Annotated in this window: 13 protein-coding genes; 4 read left to right on the top strand and 9 right to left on the bottom strand. The window is 69.4% G+C overall.

All coding sequences use genetic code 11. The features are described from left to right. Positions 1–36 precede the first annotated feature (36 nt). Positions 37–609: a peptidoglycan-binding protein gene (locus tag H976_RS0121590; protein ID WP_027863220.1), complete on the bottom strand. Its 573-nt coding sequence runs from the start codon at positions 607–609 to the stop codon at positions 37–39. A gap of 246 nt (positions 610–855) precedes the next feature. Here H976_RS0121590 and H976_RS0121580 point away from each other — a divergent pair, with 246 nt between their 5' ends. Beyond that, positions 856–1,479: a DedA family protein gene (locus H976_RS0121580; RefSeq protein WP_196804176.1), complete on the top strand. Its 624-nt coding sequence runs from the start codon at positions 856–858 to the stop codon at positions 1,477–1,479. Here the strand turns inward: H976_RS0121580 and H976_RS0121575 are convergent. Beyond that, positions 1,464–3,245: a 3-hydroxyacyl-CoA dehydrogenase family protein gene (locus tag H976_RS0121575; RefSeq protein WP_027863218.1), complete on the bottom strand. Its 1,782-nt coding sequence runs from the start codon at positions 3,243–3,245 to the stop codon at positions 1,464–1,466. The two genes, H976_RS0121580 and H976_RS0121575, sit on opposite strands and share 16 nt — an antisense overlap. Positions 3,246–3,391: 146 nt before the next feature. Here H976_RS0121575 and H976_RS0121570 point away from each other — a divergent pair, with 146 nt between their 5' ends. Next, the gene (locus tag H976_RS0121570; protein WP_027863217.1) at positions 3,392–3,955 is read left to right on the top strand and encodes a dihydrofolate reductase family protein; all 564 of its coding nucleotides are present in this window, start codon (positions 3,392–3,394) and stop codon (positions 3,953–3,955) included. On the opposite strand, the gene H976_RS0121565 is transcribed toward H976_RS0121570, so the two are convergent. Continuing rightward, entirely contained in the window at positions 3,952–4,869 is a 918-nt protein-coding gene (locus H976_RS0121565; protein WP_027863216.1) for an FAD-dependent oxidoreductase, read from the bottom strand. The genes H976_RS0121570 and H976_RS0121565 overlap by 4 nt on opposite strands. A 43-nt stretch (positions 4,870–4,912) precedes the next feature. On the opposite strand from H976_RS0121565, the gene nucS reads away from it, so the two are divergent. Then, positions 4,913–5,587 carry an endonuclease NucS gene (gene nucS / locus H976_RS0121560; protein WP_027863215.1) on the top strand — a complete coding sequence of 225 codons (675 nt, stop codon included), beginning with the start codon at positions 4,913–4,915 and terminating at the stop codon, positions 5,585–5,587. Here the strand turns inward: nucS and H976_RS29260 are convergent. From H976_RS29260 to murA, 6 genes are all read right to left on the bottom strand, one after another. Further along, positions 5,584–8,310, bottom strand: coding sequence for an Ig-like domain-containing protein (locus tag H976_RS29260; protein WP_155918629.1), 2,727 nt, complete (start codon positions 8,308–8,310; stop codon positions 5,584–5,586). The genes nucS and H976_RS29260 overlap by 4 nt on opposite strands. Positions 8,311–8,313: 3 nt before the next feature. Further along, positions 8,314–10,998 (bottom strand): Ig-like domain-containing protein, encoded by a 2,685-nt coding sequence (locus tag H976_RS31035; protein WP_051277284.1) that lies wholly within the window; start codon positions 10,996–10,998, stop codon positions 8,314–8,316. A 209-nt stretch (positions 10,999–11,207) separates the two neighbouring features. Beyond that, positions 11,208–12,671: a PAS domain S-box protein gene (locus H976_RS27870; RefSeq protein WP_051277283.1), complete on the bottom strand. Its 1,464-nt coding sequence runs from the start codon at positions 12,669–12,671 to the stop codon at positions 11,208–11,210. A 135-nt stretch (positions 12,672–12,806) separates the two neighbouring features. Further along, positions 12,807–14,825: a protein meaA gene (locus H976_RS0121530; protein ID WP_027863214.1), complete on the bottom strand. Its 2,019-nt coding sequence runs from the start codon at positions 14,823–14,825 to the stop codon at positions 12,807–12,809. A gap of 69 nt (positions 14,826–14,894) precedes the next feature. Further along, positions 14,895–15,254 (bottom strand): STAS domain-containing protein, encoded by a 360-nt coding sequence (locus tag H976_RS27865; RefSeq protein WP_051277281.1) that lies wholly within the window; start codon positions 15,252–15,254, stop codon positions 14,895–14,897. 114 nt (positions 15,255–15,368) lie between these two features. Next, entirely contained in the window at positions 15,369–16,673 is a 1,305-nt protein-coding gene (gene murA / locus H976_RS0121520) for a UDP-N-acetylglucosamine 1-carboxyvinyltransferase (RefSeq protein WP_231389013.1), read from the bottom strand. A 38-nt stretch (positions 16,674–16,711) separates the two neighbouring features. On the opposite strand from murA, the gene H976_RS0121515 reads away from it, so the two are divergent. Beyond that, entirely contained in the window at positions 16,712–17,311 is a 600-nt protein-coding gene (locus H976_RS0121515) for a cob(I)yrinic acid a,c-diamide adenosyltransferase (RefSeq protein WP_027863212.1), read from the top strand. Positions 17,312–17,321: the final 10 nt, after the last annotated feature.

Below are 17,321 nucleotides of genomic sequence, written 5' to 3'. Positions count from 1 at the left end.
GATTACGGGTGCTCCCCCAGACCCCGGGCCGCCGCTTCAGTTCTGGTGGCCGATGACGCCGCCCATGGCGAGGAAGAAGCGGGTGCGCTCGTCGACCACGCCGGTGACGGGAACTCCCTGGCTGCGTTGGTAGTGGCGTACGACGTGGCGCGTCCTCGCCCCGAACGTGGCGGTGACGGCGAGGCGGCCGCCGGCGGCGCGCAGGGCACGTTGGAGGGTGCGGATCGCCGGTCCGTGCTGGCCGGGGCTGAGGTCGCGGTCGGGCAGGTGCTGGCCGAACAGGAGCACCCAGAAGCCGTTGTTGATCCGGCCGGGGTGGGGTGCCGGTCCTTCGAAGCCGTTCTCGACGCGGCGTACGGCGGCACGCGCCTGGGGACCGTAGGCTCCGTCGACGACCACGGGTCCGTAGCCGTCGTCGTTCAGCACGCACTGGAGGGTGCGCACCGCCGGACGATGGGCGCCGGGCCGGAGCACCGGGTAGTGCTTCAAGGTCCGGTGACAGGCAGCCGCTCGCGCGGATGTGTGCTGGGCGACCGGGACGGCCACGGCCGCGGGAGCGAAGACTGCCAGGCTGGCGAGGACGGCAGCGACGGTGATGGATCGGCGCATCGGAGTGGCCCGTTCCTCAGTGGTTCCGACGCGACGTGCCGCGACGCGGCGTCACGAGCCGCGGTGAGTTGGCGTCGAGCATGTTCGTGACGACGGTGGTCATGCGGATCGGCGCGTGCATGGTGTTCTCCTCGGTCCGGGACGTCCCGGGCAGACGGTCCTCGCAGGTCAAGGAGTCCGGCGGGGCAAGGGAGATACCACCGCGGTCAGGTCTCGTGCAGGGTCACCTGCGTAGGGTCGTGGCAAATGGTGCACAGCCTGTTGGATGGCATCCGGTCGGTCCCACCGGCTCTCGCCTACACGATCATCGCCCTGCTGGTTTTCGGCGAGTCCGCTTTCTTCGCCGGGTTCGTGATCCCCGGTGAGACGGCCGTGCTCCTCGGCGGGCTGATGGCGAGCCAGAGCCACCTCGACATCGTCACCCTGACCGTCATCGTCGTGATCAGTGCCATCGTCGGCGACACCGTCGGCTACGAGGTCGGCAAGCACCTCGGACCACGCGTCCTGCAGCTCAGGTCCCTGCGCAAGTACCAGCCTCAGCTCGACGCGGCCCAGGCGAGCCTGCGCCGTCGCGGCGGTCCGGCCGTCTTCCTGGGCCGGTGGACCGCCTTCCTCCGGGCCATGATGCCGGGCATCGCCGGACTGAGCCGGATGCGCTACCCCGTGTTCCTGCTGTGGAACGCCATCGGTGGCATCACGTGGGGCATCACGTTCTGCCTCGTCGGGTACTTCGCCGGCGCTTCCTACGAGAAGATCGCCTCCACCATCGGCAAGGGCGCCGCCGTCTTACTGGCCGTGCTGGTGATCACGGGACTGGTGGTCTGGCGACGCCGCAGCAAGCGGCGCGAGGACCGTCAGCGGTTGCTGTAGTCGCGGAACCCTCGCTTCGTCTTGCGGCCGAGGTAGCCCGCGGTGACGAGGTGCTCGAGCAACGGGGCCGGGGCGAACCCGGGCTCACGGAACTCGAGGTAGAGCTCGCGCTGGATCGCCAGCGAGACGTCGTTGCCGACCACGTCCAGCAGCTCGAACGGCCCCATCGGCAAGGCACACCCCTGCTTCATGGCGGTGTCGATGTCGTCGGCGGTCGCGTAGTGGGCCTCGAGCATCTTGATGGCGTCGTTGAGGTAGGGGAAGAGCAGCGCGTTGACGATGAACCCGGCGCGGTCGCCGCAGGAGACCGCCACCTTGCCGAGCTTGCCGCACAGGGCCTGGGTCGTCTCGGTGACGTCCTCGGACGTCGAGACGGTGGAGACGACCTCCACCAGCTTCATGATCGGTGCCGGGTTGAAGAAGTGCATCCCGACGACGTCCTGGGGCCGGGTGGTGGCCTGGGCACACTCGATGATCGGCAGCGAGGAGGTCGTGGTCGCGAGGATCGCGCCGGGCTTGCAGATCTCGTCGAGGTTCTCGAACAGAGTGGTCTTGATCTTGAGGTCCTCGGCGATCGCCTCGACCGCGATGTCGACCTGGCCGAGGTCGTCGAGGGAGGTCGAGCCGGTGAGCCGACCGAGCACCTCGTCCTTGGCGGCCTCGTCGAGCTTGCCGCGCTGGATCGCCTTGTCCAGCGAGCGTTCGATGGTCTGGGCGACCTTGGCGACCTTCTCCTCGGAACGGCCGACGTAGATCACGTCGTACCCACCCTTGGCGAAGACCTCGACGATGCCGGTCGCCATGGTGCCGGTGCCGACCACGCCGACCAGCTTGATGTCGTGCTTGAGCTCCGGCTTGTCGTCGGCCGAGGGCGTCTTGTCGTCGTCGACGACGACCGGGCTGTCGGCGTGCTCGTAGGTGTAGAACCCCTTGCCGGTCTTGCGGCCGAGCATGCCGGCGGTGACCATCTGCTTGAGGATCGGCGCCGGCGCGTGCAGCCGGTCGCGGCCCTGGCGGTACATCGTCTCCAGGATCTCGTACGCCGTGTCCAGGCCGATCAGGTCGAGCAGGGCCAACGGACCCATCGGGTAGCCGCAGCCGAACCGCATCGCCGCGTCGATGTCCTCGCGGGAGGCGTAGCGCTGCTCGTACATGGACACCGCGTGGTTGAGGTAGCCGAACAGCAGCGTGTTGGCGATGAACCCGGCCTTGTCGCCGCACACGACGGGGTTCTTGCCGAGCGCCTGCACCAGCCCGGAGACGTCCTCGAGCACGCTCGGCTCGGTCACGACGGTCTGCACGATCTCGACGAAGCCCTGGACGGGCGCCGGGTTGAAGAAGTGAACGCCGATCACCCGACCGGGGTGGGAGTTGGCGGTGGAGATCTCGGTGACGGACAGCGAGGAGGTGTTGGTGGCGAGGATGGCGTCCTCGGAGACGATCCCCTCGAGCTGCTTGAAGATCTGCTTCTTGATCTCGATGGACTCCACCACCGCCTCGACGACCAGGTCGGCGTCCTTGAGCTCCTCCATCGAGGTGGCGAAGGTGACCCGGTCGTGCAGCTGCTGTGCCTCCTCCTCGCTCAGCTTGCCGCGCGAGACGGCCCGCGCCGTGGAGTGCTCGAGGTGCTGGCGACCACGCTCCATCCCGTCGTCGTCGACCTCCACACCCACGACGGCGTACCCGTTGCGGGCGAACACCTCCGTGATGCCGGCACCCATGGTGCCCAGTCCGACAACGCCGATGGTCTTGAAGTCACGTGCCATGACGCGCATCCTGCCACGGCCCTTTGGGGGGCTGATTGTGTGTCCGCTCACGTCTGGGGGCCGACCGCGGCTGTGCCGCTCCGATGAGATCCGGCTTCGCCACGGGTCTGCACTGATGACACCGAAACTCGGGCAAAGGAGCACAGATGACCACGGTGACAGTCGACATCTTCCTCTCGGTCGACGGATGGGCCGGAAGTGACGGGCTGCCGGGGTACTTCGGCTACTTCGGCCCCGACCTCGACGCGTGGAACACTGCACAGCTGGAGGAGCCGCACCTGATGGTGATGGGGCGGCGTACCTACGAGGTGCTGGCGGCCATCCCCGAGGACGCCCAGGACGCGTCCTGGCGCCGGATGACCGAGCTGGACAAGGTCGTCTTCTCACGCACGTTGCGCGAGGCGGAATGGGCGAACACCAGGATCTGCTCCGACGAGCTGGTCCACGAGATCCGGCGGCTCAAGGACGAGAGCGAGGTGCCGTTGCGCACCGTCGGCAGCCTGTCCGTCGGACGGCAGCTGATCGACGCCGGACTCGTCGACCGGCTCCGGCTGATGACCTTTCCGCTCCTCGCCGGCCACGACGGTCGAGAGGCCGCCTTCGCGGACGTCTCGTCGACCGACCTCGAGCTGGCCGACCACCGCGTCCTGGACGGTCGGCTGCTGCTGGTGGAGTACGCCCCGACGGGCAGGGACATCCCCCGCGCCTAGCCCGGCGCAGCCACCAGTCCACCCACCAGGGCGGTCACCTCGTCGGCGCAGCCCCAGCTCACGGTGACACCGGCCCCGCCGTGGCCGTAGCAATGGATCACCCGCCCCTCGGCCTCCAGGCGCACGGCCGGTCGTACCGGGCGCAGCCCGACCCGGTGGGCGACCACGCGCGCCCGGGCCAGCTCCGGCACGAGCGCGGAGGCACGGCGGAGGATCTCCTCGGCGATCTCGGGCGACGGGGTCCGGCTCCAGTCACCGTCCTGGTCGGTGCCGCCGGCCACGACGATGTCGCTGCGCGGGACGACGTACGTCGGACCCGCCGAGTCGAGCCACCACCGGTCCAGCGAGACGCCCTCGACCAGCACGACCTGCCCCCGGACCGGGTGGAGGTCGAGATCGCTCGCCAGCCGACGAGAGCCCAGTCCGGAACAGTTGACGACCACGTCCTCGGACTGCGGCAACGCGGCGAGCGCCATCCGTGTCAGGGTGCCGCCGAGCTCGTCCAGCCGGCCACGCAGCCAGCGCAGGTAGACGGGCATGTCGATGACCGGGGCGGTGAACCTCCACGCGTCGGCGTACGACGGGGGCGGGGCGACGTGCTCGAGGTCCGGTACGGCGCCCGACCACCACGGATCCGCGGTGCGCTCGTGCAGCACCTCGGTCCCAGGCAGCATCCGGACGCCGGTGTCCTCCTTGGCCAGCTCCGCGAAGGCGTCGTACGACGTGGCGGACCAGGCGGTCACCCGTTCGGCCGGCAGCGCCTTGTAGGGATACCAGAGCGCAGCCGCCACTACCGAGGTCGTCTCGAGCGGCAGTTCACGGGCGAGCACGTCGACCCGGTGCCCGGCCTCGGCGAGCCGCACGGCGCAGGACAGGCCGATGACCCCTGCTCCCACCACGACCACTCGCGCCACCGGACCAGCATGGCAGGCCGGGGTGGAGGTAGATTCTCCGCTCGTGAGACTCGTCGTGGCCCGCTGTCAGGTCGACTACGCCGGACGCCTGACCGCTCACCTGCCGATGGCCACCCGGGTGCTGATGCTCAAGTCCGACGGATCGGTGCTGGTGCACTCCGACGGCGGCTCCTACAAGCCGCTGAACTGGATGAGCCCACCCTGTACCGTCCGCGAGGGCACCACCGAGGACGGCCAGGTCGAGTGGACGGTCGATGCCAAGACCGGCGACAGCCTGCGCATCCTGATCGAGGAGGTGCTGCACGACTCCAGCCACGACCTCGGCGTCGACCCGGGGCTGCAGAAGGACGGCGTCGAGAAGCACCTCCAGGAGCTGCTCGCCGAGCACCCCGCCACGCTGTCCGACGGCCTGACGCTGGTGCGTCGCGAGTTCCCGACCGCGATCGGCCCGGTCGACCTGATGTGCCGCGACGCCGACGGCAGGTCGGTCGCCGTCGAGATCAAGCGCCGGGGCGAGATCGACGGTGTGGAGCAGCTGACCCGCTATCTCGAGCTGCTCAACCGCGACCCTCTGCTGGCCCCGGTGCGCGGCATCTTCGCCGCCCAGGAGATCAAGCCGCAGGCCAGGGTGCTCGCGACCGACCGCGGGATCGCGTGCGCCGTGGTCGACTACGACCTGCTGCGCGGGATGGACGACCCCTCGCTCCGTCTCTTCTAGCGAGCGGTCCCGCTCACGCTGGCCGAGGCCCCGCTCCAGTTGCCGGCGGCGTCGAGGGCGTAGACCTTGTAGGTGTACTTGGTACCGGCCCTCAACCCGGTGTCGACGTAGCTCGTGACCTTGCCGAGCAGCTTGTACTTCGCGTTGGCCCGGTAGAGGTAGTAGCCGGTGACGCCGACGTTGTCGGTGGAGGCGTTCCACGCGACGGTGATCTGGCGGGTTCCGGTGGTTCCGACCGTGAGTCGCACGCTGCCCGGTGTGGTCGGAGCGGTCTTGTCGGTGGGCACCGTGACGCTGACCGCGCTCGATGCCGCGCTGGTGTTGCCGGCCGCGTCGCGGGCCCGCACGGTGTAGCTCGAGGCCTTCCCGAGCGGCGGCGTGGCGTCGGTGTACGCCGGCATGGTGCTGGTGCCGATCGCGACACCGCCGCGATAGACGGTGTAGCTGGTCACGCCGACGGCATCGGTGGAGGCCGTCCACGTCAGGCGGACGGTGAGGCCCGACAACGATCCGGCCAGCCGCGTCGGCGCTGTGGGTGCGGTCGTGTCGGCCACCGTCCTCGCGACCTCGTTGCTCTTCGCGCTCTCGTTGCCGGTCGCGTCGCGGGCGGTGACCTGGTAGCGGTGCAGGGTGCTGCCGACCAGGGCGCTGTCGGTCCACGAGGTCGTCGTACCGCCCAGCGTCATCACGGGCAGCCCGTCGCGGTAGACCACGTAGTTGGTCACGGCGACGTTGTCGGTCGAGGCGTTCCAGGTCAGCGACACGCTCGCCGGGGCCGAGACGGCGCGCAGGTTGGCCGGCACGCCGGGGGCGGTGCTGTCCGTGGTGGTCACGACGGCAGGGTCGCTGCGGTCGCTCTCGTTGCCGGAGGCGTCGTAGGCCGAGACGCGGTAGGTGTAGCTCGTGACGTCGTCCAGTCCGTCGTCGACCCAGGTGGTGACCGTGCCCGCGACATCGGCGACCGGGCTCCCGTCGCGATAGACCCGATAGCCGGCCACGTCGTGGTTGTCGGTCGACTCGACCCACGACACCGTCGCTTCATGGGGAGCGGTGAGGTCGGCGCCCGCGGCCGGGATCGTCGGCGCCGTGTCGTCGCCGGCGGTGACCTGGCGTGAGCCGCTGGGGTCGCTCTCGTTGCCGGCAGCGTCGAGGGCGGCGACGGCATAAGTGTGCGTGCTGAGGTTGGCGACGTCGTCATCGACGTACTCGGTGTCGGTCGAGCCCAGCGTGGTGAACGGGTCACCGTCGCGGTAGATGCGATAGCCGGTGACGGCCAGGTTGTCGGTCGATGCCGACCACGTCAGGGTCACGCCGACGCCCCTGCTCCAGGACGCCGCCGGGTTCTGCGGGACGGAGGGCGCCTCAACGTCGGCGTTGTACACCGTCACTCCGGCCGGATCGGAGAGGGCTGTGTTGCCGGAGGTGTCCCGCGCCCAGAGCCGGAGCGAGTGGGTGCCGTTGGCGACGCTCCCGCTGTTCCAGGCGATGGTGACGTGGCCGTCCCCGTCCGGCGTCGCGCTCCCGGCGGGACTGTCGTCGACCAGGAGCTGGACCGACTCGAGCCCGACGTCGTCGGAGGCCGTGCCGGTCACCTCGACCGTGCCACTGACGGCTGCTCCGTCCTCGGGCGTGAGGCGTACGACGGTCGGTGGCGCCTGGTCGGTCGGCTCGGGCACGGCGGTGCCGATCAGTGCAGGGTCGTTGGCGAGGGCGTTGTAGTGCTGCTGCTCGACGGGGTCGAGGACGTGACCCTGGGTGTAGCCGACCCGGTCGTCGTGGCTGCTCGAGGTCCAGTTGTCCCAGACGGCGTAGGCCTTGAGCTTGGGAAAGGTGTTGTCGTGGATCGCGCGGGCCGCGTCGTCGTACATCGCGTACGCCGCAGCCTGGTTGGTGCCGATGTAACCGAACTCGGCCAGTCCCCACGGCTTGGACAAGAAGTCGTGGTCGGCGTCGCTGTTGGCGGTCAGGTAGTTGTAGAACGAGCCGACGACCGCAGCCCACGTGCCGACCGCCGGGTAGGGGTCCCACATCACCCAGTCGACGTAGTCGTTGCCCGGCCACAGGTCGCGCGCCATGCAGAAGCTCGAGACGTAGCCGACGTAGTTCATCACCCAGACGACGTTGGTCACGCCCAGCGCATCGAAGCGCTCGCGCACGTTGTGCCACATGTTCACGTAGTCGGCCGTCGTGCCTCCGGTGCCGGTGAGCTTGAGGGTGGGACAGCTCGGCGAGCCGCCGCTCGACACGGCCGACTCCGGTTCGTGGAAGACGGTGAGCATGATCTTGGTCGTCCCGAGGGCCTTGATGCTGGCGGCCATCTGGTCGATCTGGCCGTTCACGGTGGCGTTGTCTCCCCCGCCCGCCGCCCAGTTCAGCGACACCCGCCAGTTGTAGAGCCCGATCGTCCCCGGCCGCTTGGCCATGGTGACCATGTCGGGGGTCAACGCGGTGGCACCGGCGCCGAGGTAGGCGTGCACGATGTCGAGCTGGCGCCCGAGGCGCGTCTCGTGCTCGAGCATCCGGGCCCGGAAGGTGCTCTGGCCGTAGTTGGCCGACTCGGCGCCGACCCACGGCCGGCACGAGTTGACCAGCTTGGCGGAGATCGTGCACACCGGGTCGGCAGCACTGGCCGGAGACGCGGACGGAGCCGCGACGAGGAGAGCCGACGCCAGCGCCACGAGCACGGCGGCGCGTGCGGCTCTCCAGCTGTCGCGCCTCCGCACGGCCTAACGAGCCGTTCCGCTGACGCTGGCTGTCGGGCTGCTCCAGTTGCCCGCGGCGTCGATCGCGTAGACCTTGTAGGTGTACTTCGTCCCCGCGGTCAGCCCGGTGTCCGCGAAGCTCGTCACGTTGCCGAGCAGCCGGTACTTGGAGTTGCCGCGGTAGACGTAGTAGCTGGCCACACCCACGTTGTCGGTCGCGGCCGTCCAGCTCAGCGTGATCTGGCGCGTGCCGGTCGCACCGATCGTGAGGCGCAGGCTGCCCGGTGCCGAGGGTGCCGTCTTGTCGGCCGGAACCGTCACGCTGACCGCGGTGGAGGCGGCACTGGTGTTCCCGGCCGCGTCGCGCGCCCGCACGGTGTAGTTCGACGCCCTTCCGGGCGGCGGCGTGCTGTCGGTGTACGACGGAGTCGTCGACGTCCCGATGGACACCCCACCCCGGTAGATCGTGTAGCCGGTCACGCCGACGGCATCGGTCGAGGCCGTCCAGGTGAGCCGCACCGTGCCGCCGGAGAGCGAGCCGGTCAGTCGCGTGGGTGCGGTGGGTGGGGTCGTGTCGGCCAGGCTGCGCGCCACCTCGTTGCTCAGGCCACTGGCGTTGCCCGCCGCGTCACGGGCCATCACCCGATAACGGTGCAGTGTGGTGCCGACCGGCGCGGTGTCGGTCCAGCTGGTCGTCGTACCGTTCAGCGTCGCCTGTGGCAAGCCGTCGCGGTAGACGACATAGTTCGCGACACCCACGTTGTCGGTCGCGGCGCTCCAGGTCAGCGCGACGCTGGTCGGGGCCGACACCGCCTTCAGGTTGACGGGCGTGGTCGGCGCCGTCACGTCGGGAGTGGTGACCGCGACCGGGTCGCTGGGCGTGCTGGTGTTCGCGGCCGCGTCGTAGGCGATCACGCGGTAGTAGTAGGTGACCCCGTCGTCGAGACCGTCCTCGACCAGGGTGTCGCTGCCGTCGGTGACGGTTCCGACCAGGGAGCTCCCGCGATAGACGCGGTAACCGGTCACGCCCACGTTGTCGACGACGTCGGTCCACGTCACCGTGGCCTGGGCCGGTCCGGTGAGCGAGGCCGAAGCAGTGGGCTTCCCCGGCGGGGTGTCGTCGCCGGCATCGACGACGGCCTCGTTGCTGGGGTCGCTCTCGTGCCCGGCCGCATCGACGGCGGTGACCGTGTAGTGGTGGTTGCTCAGGTTGGCGATGCCGGGGTCGACGTAGCCGCGGGCGGTGGCCGGCACGGTGGCGAGAGGAGTGGTCACACCGTCGCGGTAGACGCGGTAACCGGTCACCGCGGCGTTGTCGGTGGCAGCCGACCAGGCGAGCGTCACCTGGCTCGGCTTGCCCCACACGGCGGTGAGGTTGCCGGGCGGCGTCGGCGCCTCGTCGTCGACGTTCTGCACCGTCACCGTCGCGACAGCGGAGAGCCCGATGTTGCCAGCGGCGTCCCGGGCCCGCAGCTGCAGCGTGTGGCTCCCGTTGGGGAGGCTGGCACTGTTCCAGCTCACTGACACGCTGCCGTCGGTCAAGGGGGCGGTGGTCGCCACCGACTGGCCGTCGACGAGCAGGTTCACCGACGTCACCCCCACGTCGTCGGTGGCCGAGCCGGTCACGTCCACCGTCCCGGACACGGTCGCTGCGTCGTCGGGCGCGGTGCTGACGACCGTCGGAGAGGTCGTGTCGACCGGGTCGGGGACACCGGTGCCGGTCAGCAACGGGTCGTTGGCGAAGGCGTTGTAGTGCTGTAGCTCGACCGGGTCGGACACCGAGTAGTGGTCGTAGCCGATGCGTACGTCGGAGCTGGACGAGGTGTGCTGGTCCCAGACCACGTAGGCCTTGAGGCGGGGGTAGGTGTTGTTGTCCACGCCCCGTTTGGCGTCGTCGTACATCTGGTAGACGTTGGCCTGGCTGGTGCCGATGTTGCCGAACTCGGCCAGGCCCCACGGCTTGGAGAGGTAGTTGTGCTCGGCGTCGCTGTGCGTCGTCAGCCAGTTGTAGAAGCCGCCTACGTGGTAGGCCCAGGTGGAGTTGCGTGGGTAGGGGTCCCACATCACCCAGTCGACGTAGTCGTTGCCCGGCCAGACGGCGTTCTCCACGCAGTTCCAGCCCTCGTAGCCCATGAAGTTCATCACCCACACCACGTTGGTGACCCCGAGCGCGTCGAAACGGGCGCGCACGTTGTGCCACATGTTCACGTAGTCGGCGGTCGTGCCCGAGCCGCCGCTGTACGTCGTGCAGGCGGGCCCCCCACCCGGCGAGATGTCGTTCTCGGGCTCGTGGCTCACCGTGAGCATGATCTTGGTGGTGCCCAACGCCTTGATGCTGTTGGCCATGTTGTCGATCTGCGTGTTCACGCTCGCGGTGCGCCCGTCACCGCTGGCCCACTTGCTGACCACGCGCCAGTTGACCAGCGCGATCGTGTTCGCCCGCTTGGCGAGCGTGACGATGTCGCTGGTCAGCGTGATGTTCCCGGTGCCGAGGTACTCGTGGACGATGTCGAGCTGGCGGCCGATGCTGGCCTCGTGCGCCAGCATGGAGGCGCGCAGACCCGTGGGACCGTAGCCACCGGACTCGGCGCCGAGCCAGGGCCGGCAGGAGTTGACCAGCTTGGCGGAGATCGTGCAGGTGGGGTCGGCTGCGCGGGCCGGCGACGGCGGCGCCGCCGTGGCCGAGAGGACCAGGGCGGACGCCAGCACGACGAGGGAAAGAAAAGGCCGTCCGAGAGGGCGCGTCAGGGCATTTCGTACATGTTGCCGCATATCCATTTTCCGGATCAGCCGAAGGAATTCTTCCCCTTTTCCCGAGGAATGCAGATGAGGTTTCTGTTTACGTCACCAAATGGCACGGCAGCAACATTTGCTCGCGTGGTGGGCAGACGGCGACCGGTTGATCTAGACCAATGCGGTCAGGACGAGGCCGAACCGGTCGGCCGGAGCGGGAAGGTCATCCGGAAGGTGGTCCCCCCGGTGCCGCTCTCCACGACCTCGATGGTGCCGGCGTGGGCCTCGACGATCGCCAGCGCGATGGTCAGCCCGAGACCGGCGCCCGGCGTCTGCTGCGCCACCGCGGTCTGGGAGCGGAACAGCCGCTCGAACAGGGCATCGGGGTCCTCGTCACCGATGCCGATGCCGGTGTCGACGACATCGATCTCGGCCGACGTCGCGCCGGTGCGCAGCACGACCCGGACGCGGCCGTCAGTGGGGGTGAACTTGATCGCGTTGGAGAGCACGTTGTCCATGGCCTGCCCGAGGCGGTCGCGGTCGCCGTACATGGGTACGGCGGTCCCGGGCGTCTCCATGGACAGGGACAGCCGGGCCTCCTCGGCGCGCGGCCGAGCCGCCTCGACCGCCTCCCGCACCACGCGCTCCAGGTCGATCTCGGCGGAGCGGATCGCCAGCCCGGACTCCTCGATCGCCACCAGCGTGAGCAGGTCGTCAACGAGACGGAGCTCGCGCTCGGCACTGCGCACGATCACCGAGAGGAACCGTTGGCCCTGCGGGCTGAGCTCCTCGAGATCGGTCATCAGCTCGCCGTACCCGATCATCGAGGTCAGCGGGGTGCGCAGCTCGTGGGACACCGTGGCGAAGAACTCGTCCTTGACCCGGTCGTTCTCCTCCTGCATGCGGCGGCGCTCGGAGATGTCGCGCACGGCGGCCGAGACGAGCAGTCCCTCGTCGGTCTCGAGCGGCGAGAGCGTCACCTCCACCGGGAACTCGGACCCGTCCTTGCGACGGGCGTGCAGGTCACCGGCCAGGCCCATCGGACGGGTGCGCGGCTCACTGACGTAGCCGGAGCGGAACGCCATGTGCATGCCGGAGAAGCGGTCGGGCACGAGGATCTCGACGGACTCCCCGACGAGCTCGGCGCGCTCGTAGCCGAAGAGCCGCTCGACCTGGGCGTTGACCAGGACGATGACCCCGTCACGGTTGACGATGACCATGCCGTCGGGCGCCGCCTCGAGCAGGCCGCGGAACAGCTTGGTCTGGCGGTACTTGTCATTGGGCTCGCGCATGCCGATGGCCACGAACGGTCCCTGGTCGGTGCGCGTCGGGCTCAGGGTCAGGTCGACGGTGGTCGAGGTGCCGTTGGTGTGGCTCAGCTTGGCGTCGCGGACGGTGATCTCGATGTTGTTGTCCACCACGGCCGCGACCGCGATCTTCTGGAAGGCGTGCATCGACTCACGCCCGAAGTCCTCGACGGTGTGCCCGGGCATGGCCTCGGGAGGTACGCCGACCACCTCGCCGGCCGCCTTGTTGGCGAGCACGACCACGCCCGAGGGGTCAGCCAGCACGATCGCGTCGTCGGACGTTTGCACCATGTCCGCGAGCGCGTCGTACTTCCACTGCTCCTCGTCGTGCAGCATCTCCATGTGTCGATCCGCCTTGCGTCGAGCCCGAGGCAGCCCAGTCTCCCGGCCGCACGTGACGTCCTGAGGCAGACTACGACGCCGGAGGCTCCCGGAACGCGCAACTGACGGGCAAGTCCGGATTGACCTGACCGTTTTCTAGACCAGTTGGTGGGCCTCGCGGATCGCCCGGACGATCCCCGCCATGGCCTGCGTGAGGCTGAAGTCCTTGGGCGTGAACACCGCGGCCACACCCAGCTCCTTGAGAGCCTGCGCATCCCGGTCGGGGATGATGCCGCCGACGATCACCGGGATGTCCCCGATCCCCGCCGCTCTCATCTGGTCGAGCACGTCGGGCACCAGCTCCATGTGTGACCCGGACAGGATCGAGAGCCCGACGCAGTGCACGTCCTCGGCCACCGCCGCGGCCACGATCTGCTCGGGGGTGAGCCGGATGCCCTGGTAGACGACCTCGAAGCCGGCGTCGCGCGCACGGACGGCGACCTGCTCGGCGCCGTTGGAGTGCCCGTCCAGACCCGGCTTGCCGACCAGCAGCCGCAGTCGCCCGCCGAGCTCCTCGCCGGTCGACCTGACCAGCTCCCGGACCTCGGTGAGCTCCGCACCGGCGTCGGCCACCCCCACCGCCCCCGACACCCCGGTCGGGGCCCGGAACTCACCGAACACCTCGCGCAAGGTGCCGGCCCACTCCCCCGTGGTCGCGCCGGCGCGGGCGGCGACGAGGGTGGCCTCCATCAGGTTGGCGTCGGTCTTCGCGGCATCGGCGAGGGCCGCGAGCGCGGCGTCGACCTCGCCCTGGTCGCGCTGCGCCCGCCACTCCTCCAGCCCGGAGATCGCGGCCCGCTCGGCCTCGGGGTCCGCGGCCTGGATGGCGGCGTCGAGGTCGGCGGTCAACGGGGACGGCTCGGTGGTCTCGAACCGGTTCACGCCGACCACGATGTCCTCGCCACTCTCGATGGCAGCCCGACGGGCGGAGTGCGAGCTGACCAGCTGCTGCTTCATGTAGCCGGACTCCACGGCCGCGATCGCACCGCCCATCGCCTGGACCCGGTCCATCTCGGCACGGGCGTCCTCGACGAGCTGGGCCACCTTGGCCTCGATGACGACGGAGCCCTCGAAGATGTCGTCGTACTCCAACAGGTCGGACTCGAAGGCGAGCACCTGCTGGAGCCGCAACGACCACTGCTGGTCCCAGGGACGGGGCAGGCCGAGTGCCTCGTTCCACGCCGGCAGCTGTACGGCGCGGGCGCGGGCGTTCTTGCTCAACGTCACGCCGAGCATCTCGAGCACGATGCGCTGCACGTTGTTCTCGGGCTGGGCCTCGGTCAGCCCGAGCGAGTTGACCTGCACGCCGTAGCGGAAGCGACGCATCTTCTCGTCGGTGACGCCGTAGCGCTCGCGGGTGATCTCGTCCCACAGCCGCACAAAGGCGCGCATCTTGCAGGTCTCCTCGACGAAACGCACGCCCGCGTTGACGAAGAAGGAGATGCGGCCGACGACCTTGGCGAAGTCCTCGGGCTCGACCTGGCCGGAGTCGCGCACGGTGTCGAGCACGGCGATCGCGGTGCACAGGGCGTAGGCCAGCTCCTGGGTCGGCGTCGCGCCGGCCTCCTGCAGGTGGTAGCTGCAGATGTTGATCGGGTTCCACTTCGGGATCTCGTTGACTGTGTAGGAGATGACGTCGGAGATCAGCCGGAGCGAGTGCTCGGGCGGGAACACATAGGTCCCGCGGGAGAGGTACTCCTTGATGATGTCGTTCTGGGTGGTGCCGGCGAGCTGGTGGGCGACCTCGAGCGGCTCGAGGTCGGGGTTCTGCTCCTCGGCGACGACCTGGTAGAGGGCCAGCAGCCACATGGCCGTGGCGTTGATCGTCATCGAGGTGTTCATCTCGGTGAGCGGGATCTCCTCGAACAGGCGGCGCATCTCGCCGAGGTGCGGGATCGGCACCCCGACCTTGCCCACCTCGCCGCGGGCGAGCGGTGAGTCGGGGTCGTAGCCGGTCTGCGTGGGCAGGTCGAAGGCCACCGACAGGCCGGTCTGTCCCTTGGCGAGGTTCATCCGGTAGAGCTTGTTGGACTCGGCCGCGGACGAGTGACCGGCATAGGTCCTCATCACCCACGGACGGTCCTTCTCGGGCCGCACAGGGGGGTTCTCGCTCATGTGGCTGAGGGTAGGCCCGATCCGTACCGGTGGGTAAGGCTTGTTGGCTGGCTCACCCTGCGTGATGGGTCACACCGCGGAGCGCGGTGGAGGGGGTTCCTGGGGCGGGGCGACGACGGCGTCGTACGGCTCGACCGGGATCATCCAGCGCATGTGGGAGAGGTGCAGCATTCGGCGTACGCCGGGAGAGGCGCCTCGCAGCACCACGCGTCGGGCCTGGCGCTCGGCGACCCGGTTGGCCACCGCGATCATCTTCAGGGTCGTCATGTCGATGGAGTCCACGCGGCTGATGTCGACGATCACGTCGCCGGTGCCCCTCGTGAGCTCGGCGTAGACAGCGGCACGGACGTCGGCGGTGCGCCGTACGTCGAGCGCGCCGGAGAGCTCCAGGGCCGTGCTCAACGACCCGTCCTCGCTCGCGTGCTCCATGGGGCCTCCCCGTTGCCAGCCCTACTATCGGCGCGCGTCGCGCCCTGTTGACTACATGACGCGCGGAGCAGTTCCGAAAATACCCCTGGAGGCCAACTGATCCTGAAACGTTATTCAGTCGGGCAGCCGGCTGACCTCGGCCCCGACCGACGCGAGGGCCTCCGCGAACCACGGATAGCCGCGGTCGATGTGCTGCGACTCGGCCACCACCGTGGTGCCCTGGGCGGCCAGCCCGGCCAGCACCAGCGCCGCACCCGCGCGGATGTCGTGGGCCACGACGGGGGCTCCAGAGAGCATGGGGACGCCGCGGACCACGGCGTGGTGACCGTCGGTGCGCAGGTCGGCCCCGAGCCGGGCCAGCTCCTGGGCGAACATGAACCTCGCCTCGAAGACGTTCTCGGTGATCATCGCCGTGCCCGAGGACACCGAGGCCAGCGCCATGGCGAACGGTTGCAGGTCGGTCGGGAAACCGGGGTACGGCAGCGTCGCGACGTCGAAGGAGGTGAGTCGCTGGTGGGTGCTCACCGTGAACCCGGTCTCCCCCTGCACGATCTCGGCCCCTGCGGCGACCAGCTTGTCGAGCACGATGTCGAGGTGGTGGGCCACCCCGCCGCTGATGTGCAGGTCACCACCGGCGATGGCGCTGGCGAAGACCCAGGTGCCGGTGACGATCCGGTCGGTCACGGTCGTGTGCTCGACAGGGTGCAGCCGGTCGACCCCCTCGATGGCCAGGGTGGAGGTGGACACCCCGTCGATGCGGGCCCCCATCGCGACGAGCATCTCGCACAGGTCGATGATCTCGGGCTCGCGGGCCACGTTGTCGATGACCGTGGTGCCCTGGGCCATCACCGCCGCCATCAGGAGGTTCTCGGTCGCTCCGACCGAGGGGAAGTCGAGCCACAGGCTGGCGCCGCGTAGACCTCCGGGCACCTCGGCGACGACCTGCCCGTGCTCGATGCGTACGACGGCCCCGAGCTCCTGCAGCCCGAGGATGTGCATGTCCAGACCTCGCGAGCCGATCGCGTCCCCACCCGGAAGCGCGACGCTCGCGCGATGACACCGGGCGACGAGCGGACCCAGGACCGCGATCGATGCCCGCAGCCGTCGTACCAGCTCGTAGGGGGCCTTGTGCTCGAGCTCCTCCGGGACGTCGATGGTCGCCCGTCCCGCGGTCGACTCGCAGGTCGGGTCGGCGTCGCCCGGGTAGGCGATCTCGACCGTGCAGCCGAGCTGGCGCAGGAGCTGCCCCATCACGGCGACGTCGAGGATGTTCGGCACGTTGTGGATCACCGACCGTCCGGGGGCGAGCAGCGCGCCGGCCATCAGCTTCAACGCTGAGTTCTTGGCCCCGCCGACGTGGACCGTCCCGGACAGCGGTCGGGTCAGCGGACCCTCGGAGACCACACGGAAGCTGCCCACGCTCGTCACTCTAGTGAGGCGACTTCTAGGGTGGAGGCATGGTCAACCTGACGCGGATCTACACGCGCACCGGCGACGCCGGGACGACGCGGCTCGGCGACATGAGCGAGACCGGCAAGACCGACCTGCGGCTGCAGGCCTACGCCGATGTCGACGAGACCAACGCCCAGCTCGGCGTCGTGCTGGCGACCGGCGGTGTGGAGGACGACGTCGTCGCGGTGCTGACCCACGTGCAGAACGACCTGTTCGACGTCGGGGCCGACTTCTGCACCCCGGTGGTCGAGAAGCCGGAGTACCCGCCGCTGCGCATCGAGCAGGACTACGTCGACCGCCTCGAGGGCTGGTGCGACCACTACAACGAGGACCTGCCCACGCTGCGCTCGTTCATCCTCAACGGCGGCACCCTCGCGGCCGCCCACCTGCACGTGGCCCGCACGGTCTGCCGGCGCGCCGAACGATCCGCCTGGGCGGCGTACGGCGAGTACGCCGACTCGATGAACGTCCTCGCGATCACCTACCTCAACCGCCTCTCGGACCTGCTGTTCATCCTGGCCCGGCACGCGAACCGCGAGAACGGTGACGTGCTCTGGGTGCCGGGCGGCGAGCGCGGCGTACCCGATGAGGGCGCTGAGTCCTAGGTCGGCGTAC

It is taken from the genome of Marmoricola sp. URHB0036 (assembly GCF_000426045.1).
In the GTDB taxonomy this organism is placed as follows: domain Bacteria; phylum Actinomycetota; class Actinomycetes; order Propionibacteriales; family Nocardioidaceae; genus Marmoricola.
This window is presented reverse-complemented; position numbering and strand designations above follow the sequence as displayed.

What these genes read in the sequence shown, in the direction of transcription:
- H976_RS0121530 (WP_027863214.1), bottom strand. Translation starts at nt 14,825, where the DNA reads ATGAGCGAGAACCCCCCTGTGCGGCCCGAGAAGGACCGTCCGTGGGTG.
- H976_RS0121515 (WP_027863212.1), top strand. Translation starts at nt 16,712, where the DNA reads ATGGTCAACCTGACGCGGATCTACACGCGCACCGGCGACGCCGGGACG.
- H976_RS0121570 (WP_027863217.1), top strand. Translation starts at nt 3,392, where the DNA reads ATGACCACGGTGACAGTCGACATCTTCCTCTCGGTCGACGGATGGGCC.
- H976_RS0121590 (WP_027863220.1), bottom strand. Translation starts at nt 609, where the DNA reads ATGCGCCGATCCATCACCGTCGCTGCCGTCCTCGCCAGCCTGGCAGTC.
- H976_RS0121575 (WP_027863218.1), bottom strand. Translation starts at nt 3,245, where the DNA reads ATGGCACGTGACTTCAAGACCATCGGCGTTGTCGGACTGGGCACCATG.
- H976_RS0121580 (WP_196804176.1), top strand. Translation starts at nt 856, where the DNA reads ATGGTGCACAGCCTGTTGGATGGCATCCGGTCGGTCCCACCGGCTCTC.
- H976_RS27870 (WP_051277283.1), bottom strand. Translation starts at nt 12,671, where the DNA reads ATGGAGATGCTGCACGACGAGGAGCAGTGGAAGTACGACGCGCTCGCG.
- H976_RS27865 (WP_051277281.1), bottom strand. Translation starts at nt 15,254, where the DNA reads ATGGAGCACGCGAGCGAGGACGGGTCGTTGAGCACGGCCCTGGAGCTC.